Origin of the sequence: Streptococcus mitis, from assembly GCF_946188695.1 — a bacterium.
In the GTDB taxonomy this organism is placed as follows: domain Bacteria; phylum Bacillota; class Bacilli; order Lactobacillales; family Streptococcaceae; genus Streptococcus; species Streptococcus mitis_DF.
The window spans coordinates 125028-149094 of record NZ_CAMHWI010000001.1 but is presented as its reverse complement, the minus strand read 5'-3'; the positions used below and the strand labels follow the sequence as shown (position 1 = coordinate 149094).

The 24067-nt window shown below is 39.9% G+C and carries 20 protein-coding genes and 1 pseudogene; 19 read left to right on the top strand and 2 right to left on the bottom strand.

Going from position 1 to position 24067, the window contains the following annotated elements; translation table 11 throughout:
• Positions 1-64 precede the first annotated feature (64 nt).
• The 4 genes from N8L33_RS00630 (at position 65) to N8L33_RS00615 (ending at position 4806) form a co-directional block, all read left to right on the top strand.
• On the top strand, positions 65-1117 hold the full coding sequence (locus tag N8L33_RS00630) for a BMP family lipoprotein (RefSeq protein WP_033680108.1): 1053 nt from the start codon (positions 65-67) through the stop codon (positions 1115-1117).
• A gap of 143 nt (positions 1118-1260) precedes the next feature.
• Complete coding sequence (locus N8L33_RS00625) at positions 1261-2796, top strand: ABC transporter ATP-binding protein (protein WP_261058020.1); 1536 nt, start codon at positions 1261-1263, stop codon at positions 2794-2796.
• Positions 2789-3847, top strand: coding sequence for an ABC transporter permease (locus N8L33_RS00620; protein ID WP_023942990.1), 1059 nt, complete (start codon positions 2789-2791; stop codon positions 3845-3847). Before N8L33_RS00625 ends, N8L33_RS00620 begins: the two co-directional genes overlap by 8 nt.
• Before the next feature lie 2 nt (positions 3848-3849).
• Positions 3850-4806 (top strand): ABC transporter permease, encoded by a 957-nt coding sequence (locus tag N8L33_RS00615; protein WP_261058019.1) that lies wholly within the window; start codon positions 3850-3852, stop codon positions 4804-4806.
• Between the two features lie 38 nt (positions 4807-4844).
• Here N8L33_RS00615 and plsY read toward each other — a convergent pair whose 3' ends face one another.
• Entirely contained in the window at positions 4845-5486 is a 642-nt protein-coding gene (gene plsY / locus N8L33_RS00610; RefSeq protein ID WP_261058018.1) for a glycerol-3-phosphate 1-O-acyltransferase PlsY, read from the bottom strand.
• Positions 5487-5621: 135 nt separating this feature from the next.
• Between plsY and parE the strand changes: the two genes are divergently transcribed.
• From parE to N8L33_RS00575, 7 genes and pseudogenes are all read left to right on the top strand, one after another.
• Positions 5622-7565: a DNA topoisomerase IV subunit B gene (parE, locus tag N8L33_RS00605; protein ID WP_261058017.1), complete on the top strand. Its 1944-nt coding sequence runs from the start codon at positions 5622-5624 to the stop codon at positions 7563-7565.
• Between the two features lie 27 nt (positions 7566-7592).
• A pseudogene (locus N8L33_RS00600) lies at positions 7593-8411 on the top strand (aminoglycoside 6-adenylyltransferase).
• Positions 8412-8751: 340 nt separating this feature from the next.
• Positions 8752-11232 (top strand): DNA topoisomerase IV subunit A, encoded by a 2481-nt coding sequence (gene parC / locus N8L33_RS00595; protein WP_261058016.1) that lies wholly within the window; start codon positions 8752-8754, stop codon positions 11230-11232.
• A 329-nt stretch (positions 11233-11561) separates the two neighbouring features.
• The gene (locus N8L33_RS00590) at positions 11562-13613 is read left to right on the top strand and encodes a thiol-activated cytolysin family protein (RefSeq protein WP_261023834.1); all 2052 of its coding nucleotides are present in this window, start codon (positions 11562-11564) and stop codon (positions 13611-13613) included.
• Between the two features lie 287 nt (positions 13614-13900).
• Complete coding sequence (locus tag N8L33_RS00585) at positions 13901-14626, top strand: CppA family protein (RefSeq protein ID WP_261058015.1); 726 nt, start codon at positions 13901-13903, stop codon at positions 14624-14626.
• Complete coding sequence (locus N8L33_RS00580; protein WP_261023833.1) at positions 14623-15558, top strand: serine hydrolase domain-containing protein; 936 nt, start codon at positions 14623-14625, stop codon at positions 15556-15558. The genes N8L33_RS00585 and N8L33_RS00580 overlap by 4 nt, the downstream gene beginning before the upstream one ends.
• Before the next feature lie 8 nt (positions 15559-15566).
• Positions 15567-16463 carry a DMT family transporter gene (locus N8L33_RS00575; RefSeq protein WP_000071659.1) on the top strand — a complete coding sequence of 299 codons (897 nt, stop codon included), beginning with the start codon at positions 15567-15569 and terminating at the stop codon, positions 16461-16463.
• A gap of 147 nt (positions 16464-16610) precedes the next feature.
• Here the strand turns inward: N8L33_RS00575 and N8L33_RS00570 are convergent, their stop codons facing one another.
• The gene (locus N8L33_RS00570; RefSeq protein ID WP_000936191.1) at positions 16611-17309 is read right to left on the bottom strand and encodes a GntR family transcriptional regulator; all 699 of its coding nucleotides are present in this window, start codon (positions 17307-17309) and stop codon (positions 16611-16613) included.
• A 141-nt stretch (positions 17310-17450) separates the two neighbouring features.
• On the opposite strand from N8L33_RS00570, the gene guaA reads away from it, so the two are divergent.
• The 8 genes from guaA to N8L33_RS00530 all read left to right on the top strand — a co-directional run bounded on the left by guaA (position 17451) and on the right by N8L33_RS00530 (position 24061).
• Positions 17451-19013 (top strand): glutamine-hydrolyzing GMP synthase, encoded by a 1563-nt coding sequence (gene guaA / locus N8L33_RS00565; protein WP_000065714.1) that lies wholly within the window; start codon positions 17451-17453, stop codon positions 19011-19013.
• Positions 19014-19203: 190 nt separating this feature from the next.
• Positions 19204-19671: a GNAT family N-acetyltransferase gene (locus N8L33_RS00560; RefSeq protein WP_261058014.1), complete on the top strand. Its 468-nt coding sequence runs from the start codon at positions 19204-19206 to the stop codon at positions 19669-19671.
• Between the two features lie 228 nt (positions 19672-19899).
• Positions 19900-20139 carry a hypothetical protein gene (locus tag N8L33_RS00555; RefSeq protein ID WP_261058013.1) on the top strand — a complete coding sequence of 80 codons (240 nt, stop codon included), beginning with the start codon at positions 19900-19902 and terminating at the stop codon, positions 20137-20139.
• A 330-nt stretch (positions 20140-20469) separates the two neighbouring features.
• Complete coding sequence (locus N8L33_RS00550; RefSeq protein ID WP_000169065.1) at positions 20470-21756, top strand: peptidase U32 family protein; 1287 nt, start codon at positions 20470-20472, stop codon at positions 21754-21756.
• 314 nt (positions 21757-22070) lie between these two features.
• Entirely contained in the window at positions 22071-22271 is a 201-nt protein-coding gene (locus tag N8L33_RS00545; RefSeq protein WP_001054559.1) for a F0F1 ATP synthase subunit C, read from the top strand.
• A gap of 32 nt (positions 22272-22303) precedes the next feature.
• Positions 22304-23017, top strand: a complete 714-nt coding sequence (gene atpB / locus N8L33_RS00540) for a F0F1 ATP synthase subunit A (RefSeq protein WP_000392863.1) — start codon at positions 22304-22306, stop codon at positions 23015-23017.
• A 13-nt stretch (positions 23018-23030) separates the two neighbouring features.
• Positions 23031-23525 carry a F0F1 ATP synthase subunit B gene (atpF, locus tag N8L33_RS00535; protein WP_000558549.1) on the top strand — a complete coding sequence of 165 codons (495 nt, stop codon included), beginning with the start codon at positions 23031-23033 and terminating at the stop codon, positions 23523-23525.
• Positions 23525-24061 (top strand): F0F1 ATP synthase subunit delta, encoded by a 537-nt coding sequence (locus N8L33_RS00530; protein ID WP_261058012.1) that lies wholly within the window; start codon positions 23525-23527, stop codon positions 24059-24061. The genes atpF and N8L33_RS00530 overlap by 1 nt, the downstream gene beginning before the upstream one ends.
• Positions 24062-24067 lie beyond the last annotated feature (6 nt).

The window sequence follows — 24067 nt, the reverse complement described above, 5'->3', positions numbered from 1 at the left end:
GTCTTTGTGACCAATCAATCCATACTTGCAACATCGTTGCACATCTTATTTAGGAGGTTCAGTAATGAACAAGAAACAATGGCTAGGCCTTGGTCTAGTTGCAGTGGCAGCAGTTGGACTTGCTGCATGTGGTAACCGCTCTTCTCGTAACGCAGCTTCATCTTCTGATGTGAAGACAAAAGCAGCAATCGTCACTGATACTGGTGGTGTTGATGATAAATCATTCAACCAATCAGCTTGGGAAGGTTTGCAAGCTTGGGGTAAAGAACACAACCTTTCAAAAGATAAAGGTTTCACTTACTTCCAATCAACAAGTGAAGCTGACTATGCTAACAACTTGCAACAAGCTGCTGGAAGCTACAACCTAATCTTCGGTGTTGGTTTTGCCCTTCACAATGCAGTTAAAGATGCAGCAGAAGAGCACACTGATTTGAACTATGTTTTGATTGATGATGTGATTAAAGATAAAAAGAATGTTGCTAGTGTAACATTTGCTGATAATGAGTCAGGTTACCTCGCTGGTGTGGCCGCAGCTAAAACAACTAAAACAAAACAAGTTGGTTTTGTAGGTGGTATGGAGTCAGAAGTTATCTCTCGTTTTGAAGCAGGATTCAAGGCTGGTGTTGCGTCAGTAGACCCATCTATCAAAGTACAAGTTGACTACGCTGGTTCATTTGGTGATGCTGCTAAAGGTAAAACAATTGCAGCCGCACAATACGCAGCTGGTGCAGATATTGTTTACCAAGTAGCTGGTGGTACAGGTGCAGGTGTCTTTGCAGAAGCAAAATCACTTAACGAAAGCCGTCCTGAAAATGAAAAAGTTTGGGTTATCGGTGTTGACCGTGACCAAGAAGCAGAAGGTAAATACACTTCTAAAGATGGTAAAGAATCAAACTTTGTTCTTGTATCTACTTTGAAACAAGTTGGTACAACTGTAAAAGATATCTCTAACAAGGCAGAAAAAGGTGAATTCCCTGGCGGTCAAGTAATCGTTTACTCATTGAAAGATAAAGGGGTTGACTTGGCAGTAACAAACCTTTCAGAAGAAGGTAAAAAAGCTGTTGAAGATGCTAAAGCTAAAATCCTTGATGGAAGCGTAAAAGTTCCTGAAAAATAATGGATGGAAGTCATTTCTTAGGAAGCGGCCCTCGGCCGCTTTTTTAAGAGTTGAGGCAAAGTCATTTTGTCTCAGTAAAGCTTGCTACTGAATAAACTAGCAAGTTTTATTGAAATAAAATAAGACTCTGAAAGGAAGAGCACATGGCACACGAAAATGTCATTGAGATGCGTGATATTACCAAGGTGTTTGGTGAATTTGTTGCCAACGACAAAATCAACCTGAACCTACGAAAAGGTGAAATTCATGCACTTTTAGGAGAAAATGGGGCTGGAAAGTCCACGCTCATGAACATGTTAGCAGGGCTTCTTGAACCAACCAGTGGTGAAATTGTGGTCAACGGTCAAGTTGTCAACCTCGACTCACCATCTAAAGCAGCTAGCTTGGGAATCGGAATGGTTCACCAGCACTTTATGTTGGTAGAAGCCTTCACAGTGGCTGAAAACATCATTTTAGGTAGTGAATTGACTAAAAATGGTGTGCTAGATATCGCTGGAGCTAGCAAAGAAATCAAGGTTCTTTCTGAACGTTATGGCTTAGCTGTTGACCCTTCTGCCAAGGTAGCAGATATATCAGTTGGAGCCCAACAACGTGTAGAAATTTTAAAAACCCTTTATCGGGGGGCTGATATCCTTATCTTTGACGAACCAACGGCGGTCTTGACTCCATCAGAAATTGATGAGTTAATGGCTATTATGAAAAATCTTGTCAAAGAAGGAAAATCAATTATCTTGATCACCCACAAGTTGGACGAGATTCGCGCAGTTTCTGACCGCGTTACAGTTATCCGTCGTGGGAAATCCATTGAAACCGTCGAAATTGCCGGAGCTACCAATGCAGATTTGGCAGAAATGATGGTAGGACGTTCTGTTTCCTTTAAGACAGAGAAACAAGCCTCTCAACCAAAAGAAGTGGTCTTGTCAATCAAAGATTTGGTGGTCCATGAAAACCGTGGTGTCCCTGCTGTCAAAAATCTATCCTTGGATGTTCGTGCGGGAGAGATTGTTGGTATTGCAGGGATTGATGGAAATGGTCAGTCTGAACTGATTCAAGCAATTACAGGTCTTCGCAAGGTTGAATCTGGTAGCATTGAGCTAAAAGGAGATTCAATTGTAGGCTTGCACCCACGTCAGATTACAGAGTTGAGTGTTGGGCACGTTCCAGAAGACCGTCACCGTGATGGTTTGATTTTGGAAATGATGATTTCTGAAAATATTGCCCTTCAAACCTACTACAAAGAACCACATAGTAAAAATGGAATTTTGAACTATTCAAATATTACTTCTTATGCTAAAAAGCTAATGGAAGAGTTTGATGTTCGTGCTGCCAGTGAATTTGTGCCTGCAGCTGCACTCTCAGGAGGAAATCAACAAAAAGCAATAATTGCTCGTGAAATTGATCGTGATCCTGATCTCCTTATCGTCAGCCAGCCAACTCGTGGTTTGGATGTCGGTGCCATTGAATATATCCACAAACGCTTGATTGAAGAGCGTGATAATGGGAAGGCTGTCCTTGTTGTCAGCTTTGAATTGGATGAGATTTTAAACGTCTCAGACCGGATTGCCGTTATCCATGATGGTAAGATTCAAGGTATTGTATCACCAGAAACAACCAATAAACAAGAACTTGGTGTCTTGATGGCTGGTGGAAACTTGGGAAAGGAGAAGAGTGATGTCTAAAAAATTACAACAAATTTCGGTTCCCTTGATTTCTGTCTTCCTAGGAATTTTACTTGGAGCCATTGTCATGTGGATCTTCGGTTATGATGCTATTTGGGGCTACGAAGAATTGTTCTATACAGCCTTTGGTAGTCTACGTGGGATTGGGGAAATCTTCCGTGCTATGGGTCCTCTGGTCTTGATTGGTCTTGGTTTTGCCGTTGCCAGTCGAGCTGGTTTCTTTAACGTCGGACTTCCTGGTCAGGCTTTGGCTGGTTGGATTCTCAGTGGTTGGTTTGCCTTATCGCATCCTGATATGCCGCGTCCCTTGATGATTCTAGCAACCATCGTGATTGCCTTGATTGCTGGTGGAATTGTCGGAGCGATTCCGGGTATTCTGAGAGCCTATCTAGGGACGTCAGAGGTTATCGTAACCATCATGATGAACTATATCGTCTTGTATGTAGGAAATGCCTTTATCCATGCCTTCCCTAAAGACTTTATGCAAAGTACAGATTCTACGATTCGTGTTGGGGCTAATGCAACCTATCAGACACCTTGGTTAGCTGAGTTGACTGGTAATTCGCGGATGAATATTGGTATTTTCTTTGCCATCATTGCTGTTGCAGTTATTTGGTTCATGCTCAAGAAAACAACTCTTGGTTTTGAAATCCGTGCGGTTGGTCTTAATCCACATGCTTCAGAATATGCTGGTATTTCTGCAAAAAGAACGATTATCCTATCAATGATTATTTCAGGTGCCTTGGCAGGTCTTGGTGGAGCTGTTGAAGGACTTGGAACCTTCCAGAACGTCTATGTTCAGGGGGCGTCATTGGCTGTCGGATTTAACGGGATGGCGGTTAGTCTGCTTGCGGCCAACTCACCAATTGGTATTCTCTTTGCAGCCTTCCTATTTGGTGTTCTCCAAGTTGGAGCCCCTGGTATGAATGCGGCGCAGGTACCGTCTGAGCTTGTCAGCATTGTAACAGCGTCTATTATCTTCTTTGTCAGTGTTCATTACCTTATCGAACGCTTTGTCAAACCGAAAAAACAAGTTAAAGGAGGTAAGTAAAGATGTCTATTACAACCTTGCTCACCCTCTTGGTGTCTTCTATGCTGATTTACTCAGCACCCCTCATCTTTACAAGTATCGGTGGTGTTTTCTCTGAACGTGGTGGTGTCGTAAACGTCGGCCTTGAAGGAATTATGGTTATGGGTGCCTTTTCTGGAGTTGTCTTTAACCTTGAATTTGCAGAACAATTTGGGGCAGCAACTCCATGGCTATCCTTGCTTGTAGCAGGATTGGTTGGTGGTCTCTTCTCTATCATCCACGCAGCAGCGACGGTTCATTTCCGTGCAGACCATGTTGTCAGCGGTACGGTATTGAACTTGATGGCGCCTGCCTTGGCTGTTTTCTTGGTGAAAGTGCTTTATAATAAAGGACAAACCGACAACCTAAGTCAGACTTTTGGACGCTTTGATTTCCCAGTCTTGGCAAATATCCCAGTGATTGGTGATATCTTCTTCAAATCAACAAGTCTGCTAGGTTATATCGCGATTGCCTTCTCATTCTTTGCTTGGTTTATCCTCTTCAAGACCCGCTTTGGTCTTCGTCTCCGCTCTGTCGGTGAACATCCTCAAGCAGCGGACACATTGGGAATCAATGTCTACATGATGAGATATTTAGGGGTTATCATTTCAGGTTTCTTAGGTGGAATTGGCGGAGCGATTTATGCTCAATCCATCTCAGTTAACTTCTCAGTGACAACTATTGTTGGACCTGGATTTATCGCCCTTGCTGCGATGATCTTCGGGAAATGGAATCCAATCGGAGCCATGCTATCTAGTCTCTTCTTTGGACTTTCACAAAGTTTGGCTGTTATCGGCTCTCAATTGCCATTCCTACAAGGAGTACCTGCGGTTTACCTTCAAATCGCACCTTATGTTTTGACTATTCTGGTCTTGGCAGCCTTCTTTGGAAAAGCAGTTGCACCAAAAGCAGATGGTATCAACTATATCAAATCAAAATAAGCATACAAAAAAACGTCAGTTCTGTTCAAACTGGCGTTTTATTTTTTAGGATTTTGATTTGTTAAGTTCAGTCCCCAAGGGACAAGATTTTCAGTCTTATTCTGGATACGTGTGATATTATCCTTATGCCGAATGATAATCAAACTAGCCAGTGCTAGGATAATAGCGATGAAGAGAGGGTCATAGTTACTTAGGATAAAACCAAAAAGTGGAAAGAGTAGAACCCCGATAACAGCTGCGATAGATGCTGTGACACTGGAAAGTGAAATCATACTGCCTAGATAGAGGGTCCCAAAGAAAACAACCGCAAGGTAGAGGCAGAAGACAGGCGCAAATCCGAAAATCACTCCAGCACTGGTTGCGACAGCCTTACCTCCCTTAAATCCTGCAAAGATAGGAAAGGTATGTCCAATGACAGCCAAAAGTCCAAAGATGAGAGGCGAAACGCCTTGCAGATGAAAAATAATCGGAAGAAGGGTTGCTAGAGTCCCTTTGAAAAAGTCAATCACAAAGGTTGCCATACCCGCTTTTTTTCCTAAGATGCGGAAGGTATTGGTTGTTCCTGTATTACCAGAACCATGCTCGCGCAGATTGATTTGAAAGAATACTTGTCCAATCCAGAGACCAGACGGAATCGAACCCAGCAGATAGGCTAGGATTAATAAAACTATTGTAATCATACTCCTATTATATCATGAATTGAGAAAGAAAGGCAGAGAATCTTTACTGAAATTGTCACACCGGAGAAAGAAAAATTTTGCAAAATCCTTGGAAAACCTGTAAAATAGTAAAGATGAACGAATAGGAGGTTCCTTGTGTCAAAAAAGGAAATCAATATTAACAATTATAATGATGATGCCATTCAGGTGCTAGAAGGGTTGGATGCGGTTCGAAAACGTCCAGGGATGTATATCGGATCGACCGATGGTGCTGGTCTCCACCACCTAGTCTGGGAAATCGTTGATAATGCTGTCGATGAGGCCTTGTCTGGATTTGGTGACCGTATTGATGTGACTATCAATAAAGATGGCAGTTTGACTGTGCAAGACCATGGTCGTGGGATGCCGACGGGGATGCACGCTATGGGAATTCCAACAGTTGAGGTTATCTTTACAATTCTTCACGCTGGAGGAAAATTCGGTCAAGGTGGTTATAAGACATCAGGAGGTCTTCACGGGGTAGGATCTTCCGTTGTAAACGCTCTATCAAGTTGGTTGGAAGTTGAAATTACTCGTGATGGTGCAGTTTACAAGCAACGTTTTGAAAATGGTGGCAAACCTGTTACGACTTTGAAGAAAATCGGTACAGCGCCCAAGTCTAAAACAGGTACCAAGGTTACTTTTATGCCTGATGCGACCATCTTCTCTACTACAGACTTCAAGTACAATACTATTTCAGAACGTCTTAATGAATCAGCCTTTCTCTTGAAAAATGTGACCTTGTCTCTGACGGACAAACGAACAGATGAAGCGATTGAATTCCACTATGAGAATGGGGTTCAGGACTTTGTTTCTTATCTAAACGAAGACAAGGAGACCTTGACACCGGTTCTTTACTTTGAAGGGGAAGACAATGGCTTCCAAGTAGAAGTAGCTCTTCAATACAATGATGGATTTTCAGATAACATCCTATCCTTTGTCAATAACGTTCGTACCAAGGACGGTGGAACACATGAGACTGGACTTAAGTCTGCCATTACCAAGGTCATGAATGACTACGCGCGTAAGACAGGTCTTCTCAAGGAAAAAGATAAGAACCTAGAAGGTTCAGACTATCGTGAGGGACTAGCAGCTGTTCTTTCTATCTTGGTTCCAGAAGAACACCTCCAGTTTGAAGGACAGACCAAGGACAAGCTAGGAAGCCCTCTTGCCCGTCCGGTTGTGGATGGAATTGTGGCGGATAAGTTGACCTTCTTCCTTATGGAAAATGGTGAATTGGCTTCTAACCTCATCCGCAAGGCTATCAAGGCGCGTGATGCTCGTGAAGCGGCACGTAAGGCGCGTGATGAGAGCCGAAATGGTAAGAAAAATAAAAAAGACAAGGGCTTGCTGTCTGGGAAATTGACCCCAGCCCAATCTAAGAATCCTGCTAAGAATGAACTCTATCTAGTCGAGGGGGACTCTGCCGGTGGTTCTGCCAAACAAGGCCGTGACCGCAAGTTCCAGGCAATCTTGCCCCTTCGTGGTAAGGTTATCAATACAGCCAAGGCCAAGATGGCGGATATCCTCAAAAATGAGGAAATCAACACCATGATTTATACCATCGGTGCAGGTGTTGGAGCAGACTTCTCTATTGAAGATGCCAACTATGATAAGATCATTATCATGACAGATGCGGATACCGACGGTGCCCATATCCAGACCTTGCTCTTGACATTTTTCTACCGTTACATGCGTCCGCTAGTTGAGGCAGGCCATGTTTATATCGCCCTTCCGCCTCTTTACAAGATGTCCAAAGGCAAAGGCAAGAAAGAAGAAGTGGCCTATGCATGGACAGATGGAGAGCTAGAAGAACTCCGCAAGAACTTCGGTAAAGGAGCGACCCTTCAACGCTACAAGGGACTTGGTGAGATGAATGCGGATCAACTCTGGGAAACAACCATGAATCCAGAAACCCGTACCCTTATCCGTGTCACCATCGAAGACCTAGCACGCGCCGAACGCCGTGTCAATGTCCTTATGGGTGACAAGGTCGAACCACGCCGTAAGTGGATTGAGGATAATGTCAAGTTTACGCTGGAAGAAGCGACAGTGTTTTAAGTCGGTTTTTAACGAATGGGTATTAACATGAGAACTGAAACAGAAATACTCGATATTCTGATAAAGACAGCTAAAAATTTGAAAGTCAAAGCTGTCGCCATGTCTGGTTCGCGAGCATGTCCAAAAGCTCCAAAAGATGAATTTCAAGACTATGATGTGGTCTATATTGTGGATGATTTTGATAATCTGACAAGTGCCCTTTCTTGGTTGAATCAGTTTGGGAAACTCATTATCGAGCAAGAAGTTAGTCTTGGTAATCGTCGCCTTTATCTCATGCTCTTTGAAGATGGCAATCGGATAGATTTGACCCTTTGCCCCAAAGAGCATATCCAAGAGTGGGTGGATAGTGAGGCAGGATTCACTGTTTTAGAAGATCCAGAACATTTATTTGAACCCTATTCTCAAAATCTAGAGCGTTACTGGACAAGCCCAGCTACTGAAAAGGATTTTGAAAAAGTCTGCAATGAATTTTGGTGGGTGTCAGCCTACGTGGTCAAAGGAATCTGTCGTAAGCAAGTCATCTACGCGACTGACCATCTCTACGGCATTTGTCAACAAGAATTCTTGAAAATTTTGGCTTGGCAGGTTGCAAGTAATAGGGGAGTAGTCGACATAGGCAAGAATTATAAGTATCTTTTTAACTATTTACCCACTGAGAAAGAAAAGGAATTCTCAGATTTGCTTGATTTTTCAAGTATAGATAAAATCACTTAGTCTTTATTGGCTACGATGCAACTTTTCCATAGAGAAGCTCAAAGACTTGCTCAAAAGCTGGGCTTTGATTACGATAAAGAAGTGGCTGAGAAGATGATTGAGTATGCTGAGGAGAGACTTCTTAATCGCTAACTAACTAAAGACCTTAATTTAAAAGATTAAACTACAGAAAGGGTCGTTTGGTTATTTGTAGTATCTGAACACGGGACTAATTTTTTCGGAAAAAGTCAAATCGTCTTGACTTCATCGAGCCCTACATCGATTTTCTATTTTTCTACAGACATTTTTGGCAAGCCAAATCGTCCCTTTATATCTTAACCGAACACCTTTTCTGTAAAAACCTACTCTACATTCTTTGAAAGGAGTTGAACACGCCCTAAATGCTAGGTGAAAAAGATAAATTCTCTGGTGAGCTTGCTTACTTCAAGAATTTTCTATTTTCACTTTGTATTTTAAGGGCTCTGTATCCTATATGAGTAACATTCAAAATATGTCCCTGGAGGACATCATGGGAGAGCGCTTTGGTCGCTATTCCAAGTACATTATTCAAGACCGGGCCTTGCCAGATATTCGTGATGGCTTGAAGCCGGTTCAGCGCCGTATTCTTTATTCGATGAATAAGGATGGCAATACCTTTGACAAGAGTTACCGTAAGTCGGCCAAGTCTGTCGGTAACATCATGGGGAATTTTCACCCACACGGTGACATTTCTATCTATGATGCCATGGTTCGTATGTCACAGGACTGGAAAAATCGTGAGATTCTAGTCGAAATGCACGGTAATAACGGTTCTATGGACGGGGATCCACCTGCGGCGATGCGTTATACTGAGGCACGTTTGTCTGAGATTGCAGGTTATCTCCTTCAAGATATCGAGAAAAAGACAGTTCCTTTTGCCTGGAACTTTGATGATACGGAGAAAGAACCAACTGTCTTGCCAGCAGCCTTTCCAAATCTCTTGGTAAATGGATCTACTGGGATTTCGGCTGGTTATGCTACAGACATTCCTCCCCATAATTTGGCTGAGGTTATTGATGCGGCGGTTTACATGATTGACCATCCAACGGCCAAGGTGGACAAACTCATGGAATTCTTACCTGGGCCAGACTTCCCTACAGGGGCTATCATCCAAGGTCGTGATGAAATCAAGAAGGCCTACGAAACTGGAAAAGGGCGCGTGGTTGTTCGTTCCAAGACTGAGATTGAAAAGCTAAAAGGTGGTAAGGAACAAATCGTTATCACTGAGATTCCTTATGAAATCAACAAGGCCAATCTGGTCAAGAAAATCGATGATGTTCGTGTCAATAACAAGGTGGCTGGTATTGCTGAAGTTCGTGATGAGTCGGACCGTGATGGTCTTCGAATTGCTATTGAGCTCAAAAAAGATGCCAATACGGAGCTTGTTCTCAATTATCTCTTCAAATACACCGACCTACAAATCAACTACAACTTTAACATGGTGGCGATTGACAATTTCACACCTCGTCAGGTCGGTATTGTCCCAATCTTGTCTAGCTACATCGCCCACCGTCGTGAAGTGATTTTGGCGCGTTCACGCTTTGACAAGGAAAAGGCTGAGAAACGTCTCCATATTGTCGAAGGTTTGATTCGCGTGATTTCGATTTTGGACGAAGTCATTGCTCTTATCCGTGCTTCTGAGAATAAGGCGGACGCCAAGGAAAACCTTAAGGTCAGCTATGATTTTACAGAAGAGCAGGCTGAGGCCATCGTTACCTTGCAACTGTACCGTTTGACCAATACAGACGTAGTTGTCTTGCAGGAAGAAGAAGCAGAACTTCGTGAAAAGATTGCCATGCTTGCGGCGATTATCGGTGATGAACGGACCATGTACAATCTCATGAAGAAAGAGCTTCGTGAGGTCAAGAAGAAATTTGCGACTCCACGTTTGAGTGCTTTAGAAGACACTGCGAAAGCAATTGAGATTGATACAGCTAGTCTGATTGCTGAGGAAGATACCTATGTCAGCGTGACCAAGGCAGGTTATATCAAGCGTACCAGTCCACGTTCTTTTGCAGCTTCAACGCTGGAAGAAATTGGCAAACGTGATGATGACCGTTTGATCTTTGTACAAGCTGTCAAGACAACACAGCATCTTTTGATGTTCACAAGTCTTGGAAATGTCATCTATCGACCAATCCATGAGTTGGCAGATATTCGCTGGAAGGATATCGGAGAGCATCTGAGCCAAACCATTACCAACTTTGAAACTAACGAAGAAATCCTTTATGTTGAAGTAGTAGATCAGTTTGATGATGCGACAACTTACTTTGCTGCAACTCGTCTTGGTCAAATCAAACGCGTAGAACGTAAAGAATTCACTCCATGGCGGACCTATAAATCTAAATCAGTCAAGTATGCTAAACTCAAAGACGAGACAGACCAGATTGTAGCAGTAGCTCAGATTAAACTGGATGATGTTCTCTTGATTAGTCGAAACGGTTATGCTCTGCGTTTCAATATCGAGGAGGTTCCTGTTGTTGGTGCCAAGGCAGCAGGTGTCAAGGCTATGAATCTGAAAGAAGATGACGTCCTCCAATCTGCCTTTATTTGCAATACCTCATCTTTCTACCTCTTGACCCAACGTGGAAGCTTGAAACGTGTTTCTATTGACGAAATTCCGGCAACCAGCCGTGCTAAACGAGGACTACAAGTCTTGCGTGAGCTAAAAAACAAACCGCACCGTGTCTTCTTGGCAGGAGCAGTTGCAGAGCAAGGATTTGTTGGTGATCTCTTCAGTACGGAAGTGGACGGGAACGATCAAACTTTGCTTATCCAATCTAATAAAGGAACGATCTATGAAAGTCGATTACAAGATTTGAATTTGTCAGAACGAACCAGCAACGGAAGCTTCATTTCTGACACGATTTCAGATGAAGAAGTTTTTGATGCTTATCTTCAGGAACCTTATAAAGAATTTGAATCTAAGAGATGATAAAAAACAATGAAAAGCTTTGCATTGAGAAATTTGTTGAGCTATATATTTAAGAATTGAATTTGACTATATATACAAAAACGAACAGTGCTGATTCCCAACTTATAGGGACTTAAGCCTGGTCGTTTTCTTGTTTTTAGTGGTATAGACCACTCTTTATTTGAATGTAAAAATATTAACATATGTTCAGTTATTCAATCTAGGTTAATAAAAAAATAATATTTTTTTAAGAAAACGATTGCATCTATAATATTTTTATGTTATACTCTTATTGTTTCAAGAAAGCGCGTTCAAGAAATAATTCGTACAAACATATATAGGAGTTTTTTATGTCTCAAAATAAACAAGATAAAGGATTTCGTTATTCTATTCGTAAACGTAGCGTTGGAGTATGTGGTGTTGCCATTGCAACATTTTTGCTAGGTTCTGGCCTTGTATTTCAAACAAATGTAGTAAAAGCAACAGAACCAAGCGTTGCTGAAGTTGCTGGTGAAAATATTGCTGCTCATAAGTCTGCAAGTCAGAGTTCGACTTATTATGATGCAGATGCTTCTAGAGCGGTTGACGGTAATCTAGATAATGTTTACAGACATCACTCAGTTACTCATACAAATTTTGAAGATCATGCTTGGTGGAAAGTTGATCTAGCAAAAGAAGAAGGTGTGGGAACTGTTCGTATTTACAATCGTGGAGACAGTAATGTAGGAGATCGTTTATCTAATTTTGATGTTATTTTGTTAGATAAAGATGGTAAGGAAGTAACTCGTCAACATGTTGATACCCTAAATAATCAACCAAAAGTTGATGTTCAATTCTCAGGAGTTAATGCACGATATGTAAAAATTGAATTAAATAAATCTAAAACTCCTCTTAGTTTGGCAGAAGTTGAAGTATATCGTGCTGTAAAAGAAGAAAAAGTAGTAGCAGATAAGAAAACAGAAAACAAAGTTAAAACAGAAAATAAAGATAAAAAAGATTATACTGCAGAGCTAAATAACTATTTATTTGGTTTAAATTATGATAAATTAAACATTTTGACTAGAAAAGGAGAAGCGTTAGAAAATTACACTAATACAAGCACAAAACAACAAGGAAATGAATTTGTGGTTGTGGAAAAAGTGAAGAAAAACCTTTCTAATGGTTCTGCAGATGTTGCCATTAATGGTAACGGAGATATCTTCTTAGGTGCTTTATTTAAAGCAAATCAAGACCTTCTAGAAAACAAACCACAACAAATTAGTTTAGATCGTAGCAAAGGTAGCATCAGTGTTGATTTACCAGGAATGGTAGGCGGAGATAGCTATGTAGATGCTAATCCAACTGCAAGTGGTATGCAGGAAGGTGTAAATACCCTGTTAAATCGTTGGCATGAAAAATATGCTGGTAAGAATCCTGCTCCAGCACGCATGCAATACGAATCAACTTCTGCTTATAGCATGAATCAATTAAAAGCAAAATTCGGAAGTGACTTTGAAAAAGTAGGAGTTAACTTAAAAATTGATTTTGATGCAGTTCACAAAGGTGAAAAACAAGTTGAGGTAGTTGATTTTAAACAAGTTTACTTTACTGCTAACTTTGATGCTCCAAAAAATCCATCAGATGTATTTGCCTCAGGAATAACGGTTGATCAATTGAAAGCACGTGGAATTGATGCAACAACACCTCCTGTATATGTATCCAGCGTTTCATACGGACGTCAAATGTATGTTAAGTTTGAAACAACAAGCAAGAGTACAGAGTTGAAAGCAGCAATCAATGCTGTCATCAAAGGTGTGCCTATTAAACCAGAATCTGAATGGGCACGTGTTTTGAAGAATACAACTGTAACAGTTTCCATCGTAGGTGGAAATGCTGATGGCGCTGCACGTGTTGTGACAGGTACAGTAGAAGATTTGAAGAAATTGATTCAAGAAGGAGCTACTTTCAGTACGCAAAACCCTGCTGTTCCAATTTCTTATAAGACTGCATTCTTGAAAGATAATCAAGTAGCCACAATTCAAAGCAATACAGACTACATTGAAACTAAAGTGACTTCATATAAAAATGGTTACCTCAATTTACATCATAAGGGAGCTTACATTGCTCGCTACTATGTTTACTGGGATGAAGTAACTTATGATAAGGATGGAGTTGAAAGCATTCGCTCACGTCAATGGGAAGATAATGGTAAAAACAGAACAGCTGGTTTCCAAACTGAACTTCAATTTAGAGGAAATGTGCGCAATATTCGCGTGAAGATTCAAGAAAAAACAGGTCTTGTTTGGGAACCATGGCGTACAGTTTATAATCGCACAGACCTTCCTCTTGTTCAAAAACGTACCATTGTTAACTCAGGTACAACACTAAGACCAAAATACGATGAAAAAGTTGAAAATAACTAATTTTTCACTTGTAAAAGGAATCAGTTCTAAGAGCTGGTTCTTTTTCTTTCTAATACTCCTCCGTAATCAAAAATCAACAAAGACAGTCAATTATTTCTTATCAATCCATTGATTAGCATTCCAGTTTATCCTATCTACTTTTTGACTTTTGTATGTTTCCCTAAAAATGGAGTTTTGGGTCAGCCTTTTGAAGAAAAATTTTTAATGGGATGAAAATTGGTAAATCTGAGCATAATTTCTTGTAAAAAATTCTAAAATCCTTTAAAATAAAAGAGTTGGAGGAGTTTATGAATGTAAATCAGATTGTACGGATTATTCCTACTTTAAAAGTTAATAATAGAAAATTAAATGAAACATTTTATATAGGAACCCTTGGCATGAAGGCCTTATTAGAAGAGTCAGCCTTTCTGTCACTAGGTGATCAAACAGGTTTAGAAAAGCTGGTTTTAGAAGAAGCTCCAAGTATGCGCACTCGTAAGGTAGAGGGAAGAAAAAAACTAGCTAGATTGATTGTCAAGGTGGAAAATCCCTTAGAAATCGAAGGACTCTTATCTAAAACAGATTCGATTCATCGATTATATAAAGGTCAAAATGGCTACGCTTTTGAGATTTTTTCACCCGAAGATGATTTGATTTTGATTCATGCGGAAGATGACAGAGCAAGTCTAGTAGAAGTAGGAGAAAAGCCAGAATTTCAAACAGATTTGGAATCAATTTCTTTGAGTAAATTTGAGATTTCTATGGAATTACATCTCCCAACTGATATCGAAAGTTTCTTGGAATCATCTGAAATGGGGGCATCACTTGATTTTATCCCAGCTCAGGGGCAGGATTTGACTGTGGACAATACGGTTACTTGGGACTTATCTATGCTTAAGTTCTTGGTCAATGAATTAGACATAGCCAGTCTTCGCCAGAAGTTTGAGTCTACAGAATATTTTATTCCTAAGTCTGAAAAATTCTTCCTTGGTAAAGATAGAAATAATGTTGAATTGTGGTTTGAAGAAGTATGAAGTGGACCAAGATTATTAAAAAAATAGAAGAACAAATCGAGGCAGGGATTTATCCCGGAGCCTCTTTTGCGTATTTTAAGGACAATCAATGGACGGAGGTCTATTTAGGCTTGAGTGACTCAGAGCATGGCTTGCAGACTGAGGCAGGATTAGTTTATGACCTAGCTAGTGTCAGCAAGGTTGTTGGGGTTGGGACAGTTTTTACCTTTTTGTGGGAAAAAGGTCAATTAGATATTGACAGACCCGTAACCGATTTTTTACCTGAGAGCGATTATCCAGACATCACTATTCGCCAGCTCTTAACCCATGCTACAAATCTTGATCCGTTTATTCCCAATCGTGATCTTTTAACTGCCTCAGAATTAAAGGAAGCGATGTTTCATCTCAACAGACGAAGTCAGCCAGCCTTTCTTTATTCAGATGTCCATTTTTTGCTTTTAGGCTTTATTTTGGAAAGAATCTTTAATCAAGACTTGGATGTGATTTTACAAGAACAAGTCTGGAAACCTTGGGGAATGAAGAAAACTCAGTTTGGTCCTATTGAGCTTGCTGTTCCAACAGTTAGAGGTGTAGAGGCTGGCATGGTACATGATCCCAAGGCTCGACTCCTGGGCAGACATGCAGGTAGTGCTGGTTTATTTTCGACTGTAAAGGATTTACAAATCTTTTTAGAACACTATTTAGCAGATGATTTTGCAAGAAATTTGAGTCAAAATTTTTCTCCTTTGGATGACAAGGAACGTTCTTTGGCATGGAATTTGGAAGGAGATTGGCTAGACCATACGGGCTATACAGGTACCTTTATCATGTGGAATCGTCAGAAGCAAGAAGTGGCTATTTTCCTATCGAATCGTACCTATGAAAAGGATGAGCGTGCTCAATGGATTTTAGACCGCAACCAAGTGATGGACTTGATTCGTAAAGAAGAGTAAGGAGAGACATGTCAAATAGTTTAAAAGGAACTCTATTAACAGTTGTGGCTGGTATTGCTTGGGGCTTGTCCGGAACGAGTGGCCAGTATCTGATGGCACACGGAATTTCGGCGTTGGTCTTGACCAACTTACGCCTTTTAATCGCTGGCGGGATTCTCATGTTCTTGGCTTATGCTACTGCAAAGGATAAAATGCTGACCTTTTTAAAGGATAGAAAAAGTTTGTTGTCTCTTCTCGTTTTTGCTCTGATTGGTCTTTTTCTCAATCAATTTGCCTATTTGTCTGCAATTCAGGAAACCAATGCAGGTACCGCAACAGTGCTTCAGTACGTTTGTCCTGTTGGGATTTTGATTTATAGCTGTATCAAAGATAAGGTGGCACCGACACTGGGAGAGATAGTTTCTATCATATTAGCTATCGGAGGGACCTTTCTTATTGCAACCCATGGTCAGTTGGACCAGTTATCTATTACACCTTCTGGCCTATTTTGGGGTCTCTTTTCTGCCTTGACTTATGCTCTGTATATCATTTTGCCCATATCCTTGATTAAGAAATGGGGGAGCAGTTTGGTCATAGGTGTGGGAATGGTCATAGCAGGTTTGGTCGCCCTTCCTTTTACAGGGGTTCTACAGACCACTATACCGACTAGTCTTGATTTTCTCCTTGCGTTTGCGGGCATTATCCTTATCGGGACTGTCTTTGCTTATACAGCCTTCTTAAAGGGAGCCAGTTTGATTGGACCAGTTAAGTCAAGCTTGTTGGCTTCGATCGAGCCAATTTCGGCGGTTTTCTTTGCCTTTCTAATCATGAATGAACAATTTTATCCCATTGATTTTCTTGGTATGGCAATGATATTGTTTGCTGTAACTTTGATTTCGTTGAAAGATTTACTCTTAGAAAAATAAAAAGACTCTTTGTCCGTGACAGAGAGTTTTTGCATAGTATTTTATACTCAATGAAAATCAAAGAGCAAACTAGGAAACTAGCCGCAGGCTGTACTTGAGTACGGCAAGGCGACGTTGACGCGGTTTGAATTTGATTTTCGAAGAGTATTAATTGTTTTCAAGATAAAATTCAAAACGTTCGCCTACATACTGACTTTTTACGTATTCAAATGCTGTTCCATCTTCTAGGTAGGAAACCTGAGTCAAACCAAGAATAGCATGTCCTTTTTCAACTTCCAAATAGTGGGCAATTTTTTCTTTAGCAAGGCGAGCATAGATGGTCTGCTGTGATTTACCGATGCGGTAGCCATGTTTTTGCAAAGTTTGGAAGAAATGACTGGTGATTTCTTCTTTTTTAAAGTCCTTAATGAATTTTTCAGGAATAGAAGCAACTTCATAAACCAGAGGGACTTGGTCGGCATAACGGACCCGTTCCATTCGGATAATATTTTCCGTTGGAGAAATGCCTAACTTGGCAACTTCTTGCTCATTGGGAATGGTTTTTCTGTAGGAAATGAGCTGGCTAGAGGGAACTTTACCTTGAGACTTAACAATTTCAGTAAAACTAGTTGTCCCTCGCATCTTTTCTTGTACACGTGTACTGGAAACAAAGGTGCCGCTTCCTACACGACGCTCTAAAACACCTTCTTCGACTAATAGAGATACGGCTTGGCGGAGGGTCATGCGACTGACCGCAAACTGCTCTGCTAAGTCTCGTTCACTGGGAAGTCTCTCCCCAATGGCCCAACGATGTTCGTCAATATCCTTTTTAATCTGATCATGGATTTTCATATAAGCAGGTAGCATATTTTTCACTTCATTTCTATCTTTTCTCTATTGTACCTCAATAAACTAGAAAAAGTCAATCTTCGCCTTGTTTAGTTGGTAATTCGCCCTTATTTGTGATAGAATATTGAAAAAAGATATTTCTTTTGAGAAAGGAAAAAGATGAGCAACATTTCAACTGATTTGCAAGATGTAGAAAAAATCATCGTATTGGACTATGGTAGCCAGTACAACCAGCTGATTTCACGCCGTATCCGTGAGATTGGTGTGTTTTCAGAACTAAAAAGCCATAAAATTTCAGCTGCTGAAGTTCGTGAAATCAACCCTGTTGGAATCATCCTTTCAGGTGGTCCAAACTCTGTATACGAAGATGGTTCATTTGATATTGACCCAGAAATCTTCGAACTCGGAATTCCTATTTTGGGAATCTGTTATGGTATGCAGTTGTTGACCCATAAACTTGGAGGAAAAGTTGTTCCTGCAGGTGATGCTGGAAATCGTGAATACGGTCAATCAACCCTAACTCACACACCATCAGCGCTTTTTGAATCAACACCTGATGAACAAACTGTATTGATGAGCCACGGCGATGCAGTTACCGAGATTCCTGCTGACTTTGTTCGTACAGGTACATCAGCTGACTGTCCATACGCAGCCATTGAAAACCCAGATAAACACATTTACGGTATCCAATTCCACCCAGAAGTTCGTCATTCTGTATACGGGAATGATATCCTTCGTAACTTTGCCCTTAACATCTGTAAGGCTAAAGGCGACTGGACAATGGATAACTTCATCGACATGCAGATCCAAAAAATCCGTGAGACTGTCGGTGATAAACGCGTCCTTCTTGGTCTATCAGGTGGTGTTGACTCTTCAGTTGTTGGAGTTCTTCTCCAAAAAGCGATTGGCGATCAATTGATCTGTATCTTCGTGGATCACGGTCTTCTTCGTAAAGGAGAAGCGGACCAAGTTATGGACATGCTTGGTGGTAAGTTTGGTTTGAATATCGTCAAAGCAGACGCTGCTAAACGTTTCCTTGATAAACTTGCTGGCGTTTCTGACCCAGAACAAAAACGTAAAATCATCGGTAACGAGTTTGTCTATGTCTTCGATGACGAAGCAAGCAAGCTCAAAGATGTGAAATTCCTTGCTCAAGGTACCTTATACACAGACGTTATCGAGTCTGGTACGGATACAGCTCAAACTATCAAGTCACACCACAACGTGGGTGGTCTTCCAGAAGACATGCAGTTTGAATTGATCGAACCACTCAATACTCTTTACAAGGATGAAGTTCGTGCCCTAGGTACAGAGCTTGGTATGCCAGACCACATCGTATGGCGCCAACCATTCCCAGGACCAGGACTTGCTATCCGTGTCATGGGAGAAATTACTGAAGAAAAACTTGAAACAGTTCGCGAATCAGATGCTATCCTCCGTGAAGAAATTGCCAAAGCTGGACTTGACCGTGATATCTGGCAATACTTCACAGTGAACACAGGCGTTCGTTCAGTTGGTGTTATGGGTGACGGTCGTACGTATGACTACACAATTGCAATCCGTGCTATCACCTCGATCGATGGTATGACAGCTGACTTTGCCAAAATTCCATGGGAAGTTCTTCAAAAAATCTCAGTACGTATCGTAAACGAAGTGGACCACGTTAACCGTATCGTCTACGATATTACAAGTAAACCACCTGCAACCGTTGAGTGGGAATAGAGTTAATGAGTTAAAAAAAGCCTAGAAATCAATCTTTCTAAGGCTTTTTACTTTATTTTAACAACAATTTAACAACAAAACTATAATTTTCACTATAAACTATACTTATCTTTAATCTACTTTTAAATAGGTATATATGGTATAATATGGTATAATATGATAAATTTGAAGGTGTGGAGGAAAAAATAAGATGTTTGTGAGAAAATTTGAACCTAAAGATGCAGAAAAAGTGTCAGAATTAGTTGTAACAACTTTAAGAACTACTAATATCAAAGATTATTCATTAGAGTATATAGAAAATAATGTAAAGATTTTGCAACCACAAAATATTTTAGAAAGAGCAAACTGGATGCATTTTTATGTGGTATGTGATGCTGAAAAGATTGTTGGGTGTGGGGCGATAGGACCATATTGGGATAAAGAAGATGAAAGTAGTCTTTTCACTATTTTTGTACTACCGGATTATCAAGGAAAAGGTGTAGGGCGAATGATTATTGAAACACTTGAGAAAGATGAATTTTTCCTTCGGGCAAAAAGAGTAGAAATTCCAGCTTCTATAACTGCAACACCTTTTTATTTGAAGATGGGATATAATTATAAGAATGGGATTACTCTTCCGGACGAAGAAGGGTTATTGAGATTGGAAAAATATAGATAAATTGAGGCTTTCTTGGCAACAACGGAAAGACAACTCCCAGTTTGTCGAACGTAAAGTATTAAAGACGATAGAAATAAAAAATCTATCGTCTTTTTCATGCCTATTTTCAATTTATATTGTGAGCAATAAATAGGGAAAACTCGCAAGAGTTGCTAACTAGTATTTCAAATGTAATCTCGGAATTATATGATTTATAACTAATAATACGGTAAACACTAATAGTTTAGCTTGATTGAAGATTATTATAATAAAATCGAACCTAAGATATATAATATTTTAACAGAGCTTGAACATCAACAAGTTAGATGTGAAGAAATTAGTGTAATATTAAATAGACTAATATATATTTCAAAAAGAAGATATGGCTTTGATATCCAGCCTCTTATTGAAACAATGATAAATAGATGGATAAGTTTTGAAGAACAAAAAAAACTCTTACTAGAATTAGTAAGAGAGGGAAAATACTAACAACAATTTAACAACAAAAGACTCAAATATTATCAAATAGTACTCATTGATTGTATTATCAATCACTATTAAATCAACTATCCTAAATAGTCAATATCTGACTTTTAGTGAGTGGGAATAGTCATTTAAGGACTAGCTTATTCCATTTAGTTTAATTAGCCAGTATCTTTGGATACTGGTTTTTACTTTATCGGCTCCTTTTACTACTTGTTTCAACTGCTAAAAGATTAGAATTGTCAAAACAATCTGTCCAGGCTTGATTTTATGGCTTATTTACTATAAAATGAGAAGGAAAAACGTCAAACTTTTATATTGCAAATAGGAGAAAACATGACAAAAACATTAAAACGTCCTGAGGTTTTATCACCTGCAGGGACTTTAGAGAAGCTAAAGGTAGCTGTTCAGTATGGAGCAGATGCTGTCTTTATCGGTGGTCAGGCCTATGGTCTTCGTAGCCGTGCTGGAAACTTTACCTTTGAACAGATGGAAGAAGGTGTTCAGTTTGCGGCTAAGTACGGTGCCAAGGTCTATGTAGCTGCCAACATGGTTATGCACGAAGGAAATGAAGCTGGTGCTGGTGAGTGGTTCCGTAAACTGCGTGATATCGGAATCGCGGCAGTTATCGTGTCTGATCCTGCCTTGATTATGATTGCAGCGACAGAAGCACCAGGTCTTGAAATCCACCTCTCTACCCAAGCCAGTGCCACTAACTATGAAACGCTTGAGTTCTGGAAAGAACTGGGCTTGACTCGTGTCGTTTTGGCGCGTGAGGTTTCGATGGAAGAATTAGCTGAAATCCGCAAACGTACAGATGTTGAGATTGAAGCCTTTGTCCATGGAGCTATGTGTATTTCTTACTCTGGTCGTTGTACGCTTTCAAACCACATGAGTATGCGTGATGCCAACCGTGGTGGATGTTCTCAGTCTTGCCGTTGGAAGTACGACCTTTACGATATGCCATTCGGGAAAGAACGTAAGAGCCTTAAGGGAGAGATTCCAGAAGAATTTTCAATGTCAGCCGTTGACATGTCCATGATTGACCATATCCCAGATATGATTGAAAATGGTGTGGACAGTCTGAAGATTGAAGGACGTATGAAGTCGATTCACTATGTTTCAACAGTGACTAACTGCTACAAGGCAGCTGTTGATGCTTATCTAGAAAGTCCAGAGAAGTTTGAAGCTATCAAGCAGGACTTGATTGATGAGATGTGGAAGGTTGCCCAACGTGAATTGGCAACAGGTTTCTACTACGGTACACCATCTGAAAATGAGCAGTTGTTTGGTGCTCGTCGTAAAATTCCTGAGTACAAGTTTGTCGCTGAAGTGGTTTCTTATGATGATGCGACACAAACAGCGACTATTCGTCAACGGAACGTGATTAATGAAGGAGACCAAGTTGAGTTTTACGGCCCAGGTTTCCGTCACTTTGAAACTTATATCGAAGATTTGCATGATGCCAAAGGCAATAAAATCGACCGCGCACCAAATCCGATGGAACTCTTGACAATCAAAGTCCCACAACCTGTTCAAGCAGGAGACATGGTTCGCGCTCTCAAAGAAGGTCTCATCAATCTTTATAAGGAAGATGGAACCAGCGTCACAGTTCGTGCTTAATAAACAAGCAGGAGATGAAGGCTTTCTAGTTGCTTTCCCTTTAATCCTACTTACTAAAGAGCATTAGGTTAAAGAAAATATATTAATTTTCATCCGAGATTACATCTCGGATTTTTTCAATATTTTTCAGAAATGTCTAGATAATGGTCGGATTTATTACAAGTTTTTTACAAAGTTTTCTATATAATAGGCTTAAAAATAGTAAAATTGTAAATAATTTTCATTAAACGCTTTCAATGTTAGTAAAAAGTTGACAAATCCAATTTTTAGGACTAAACTAAGTAAGTAAATTTTAATTAAAAGGAGAATTCGTCATGAATTTAACATTTTTCGGTCTATGTCTTGCCTGTATGGGTGTGTCTCTTGGTGAGGGTATGTTGATGAATGGTTTGTTGAAATCAGTAGCTCGCCAACCAGATATTATCGCTGAGTTTCGTAGCTTGATGTTTTTAGGGGTTGCCTTTATTGAAGGAACTTTCTTCGTAACTCTTGTCTTCTCATTTATTATTAAATAACGAAATATAAATTGGAGAAGGGAGAATGTTAGATGGAAGAAAGTATCAATCCAACCATCAATATTGGTCCTGTTACCTTTGATTTAACTTTGACAGCCTTGACTTTGCTGTCTGTGTTTCTGATTTTTGCATTTATCTATTGGGCAAGTCGTAATATGACATTGAAACCCAAAGGTAAACAAAATGTACTAGAGTATCTCTATGATTTTGTAATTGGATTTACAGAACCTAACCTTGGTTCCCACTACATGAAAGATTACTCACTCTTTTACTTATGCTTATTTCTTTTTATGGTCATCGCCAATAATCTTGGTTTGATGGCTAAACTTCAAACAACAGATGGAACAAACCTTTGGACATCGCCAACTGCAAATCTTTCATTTGACCTTGTCTTGTCTTTCTGTATTATTGTGATGGCGCACATTGAGGGGATTCGTCGTCGTGGGATTAAACAATACCTAAAAGGTTTTGTAACTCCTGCATTTATGACACCGATGAATCTACTTGAAGAAGTCACGAATTTCCTTTCTCTTGCTTTGCGGATTTTTGGGAATATCTTTGCAGGTGAAGTAATGACAAGCTTGCTTCTCTTACTTTCACATCAGGCTATTTTTTGGTATCCAATCGCATTTGGGACAAACTTAGTTTGGACTGCATTTTCCGTGTTCATTTCTTGTGTACAGGCCTATGTCTTTACACTATTATCCTCTATGTACCTAGGAAATAAAATTAATGATGAAGAGTAGAAAGGAGTAACTGATGCACGTAACAGTAGGTGAATTAATTGGTAATTTTATTTTAATCGCTGGCTCTTTTATCCTTTTGCTAGTCTTGATTAAAAAATTTGCATGGTCTAATATTACAGGCATTTTCGAAGAAAGAGCTGAAAAAATTGCTTCAGATATTGACAGAGCTGAAGAAGCACGTCAAAAAGCAGAAGTATTGGCTCAAAAACGCGAAGATGAATTGGCTGGTAGCCGTAAAGAAGCTAAGACAATCATTGAGAATGCGAAAGAAACAGCTGAGAAAAGTAAGGCTAGTATTTTAGCAGATGCTAAACTAGAAGCAGGACGCTTAAAAGAAAAAGCAAACCAAGAAATTGCTCAAAACAAAGCTGAAGCTTTACAAAGCGTTAAGGGTGAGGTAGCAGATTTGACAATCAGCTTGGCTGGTAAAATCATCTCACAAAACCTTGATGGTCATGCCCATAAAGAACTCATTGATCAGTATATCGATCAGCTAGGAGAAGCTTAATGGACAAGAAAACAGTAAAGGTAATTGAAAAATACAGCATGCCTTTTGTCCAATTGGTACTTGAAAAAGGAGAAGAAGACCGTATCTTTTCAGACTTGACTCAAATCAAGCAAGTTGCTGAAGAAACAGGTTTACCTTCTTTTTTAAAAAAAGTGGCAGTAGACGAGTCTGACAAGGAAAAAACGATTGCTTTCTTCCAAGACTCTGTGTCACCTTTATTGCAAAACTTGATCCAGGTTCTGGCATACAATCACAGAGCAAATCTTTTTTATGATGTGCTTGTAGATTGCTTGAACCGACTTGAAAAAGAAACAAATCGATTTGAAGTGACGATTACTTCAGCTCATCCTTTAACAGATGAACAAAAGAATCGCTTGCTCCCTTTGATTGAGAAAAAAATGTCTCTGAAAGTAAGGAGTGTAAAAGAACAAATCGATGAAAGTCTCATTGGTGGTTTTGTCATTTTTGCCAATCACAAGACAATTGATGTGAGTATTAAACAACAACTTAAAGTTGTTAAAGAAAATTTGAAATAGAAAGTG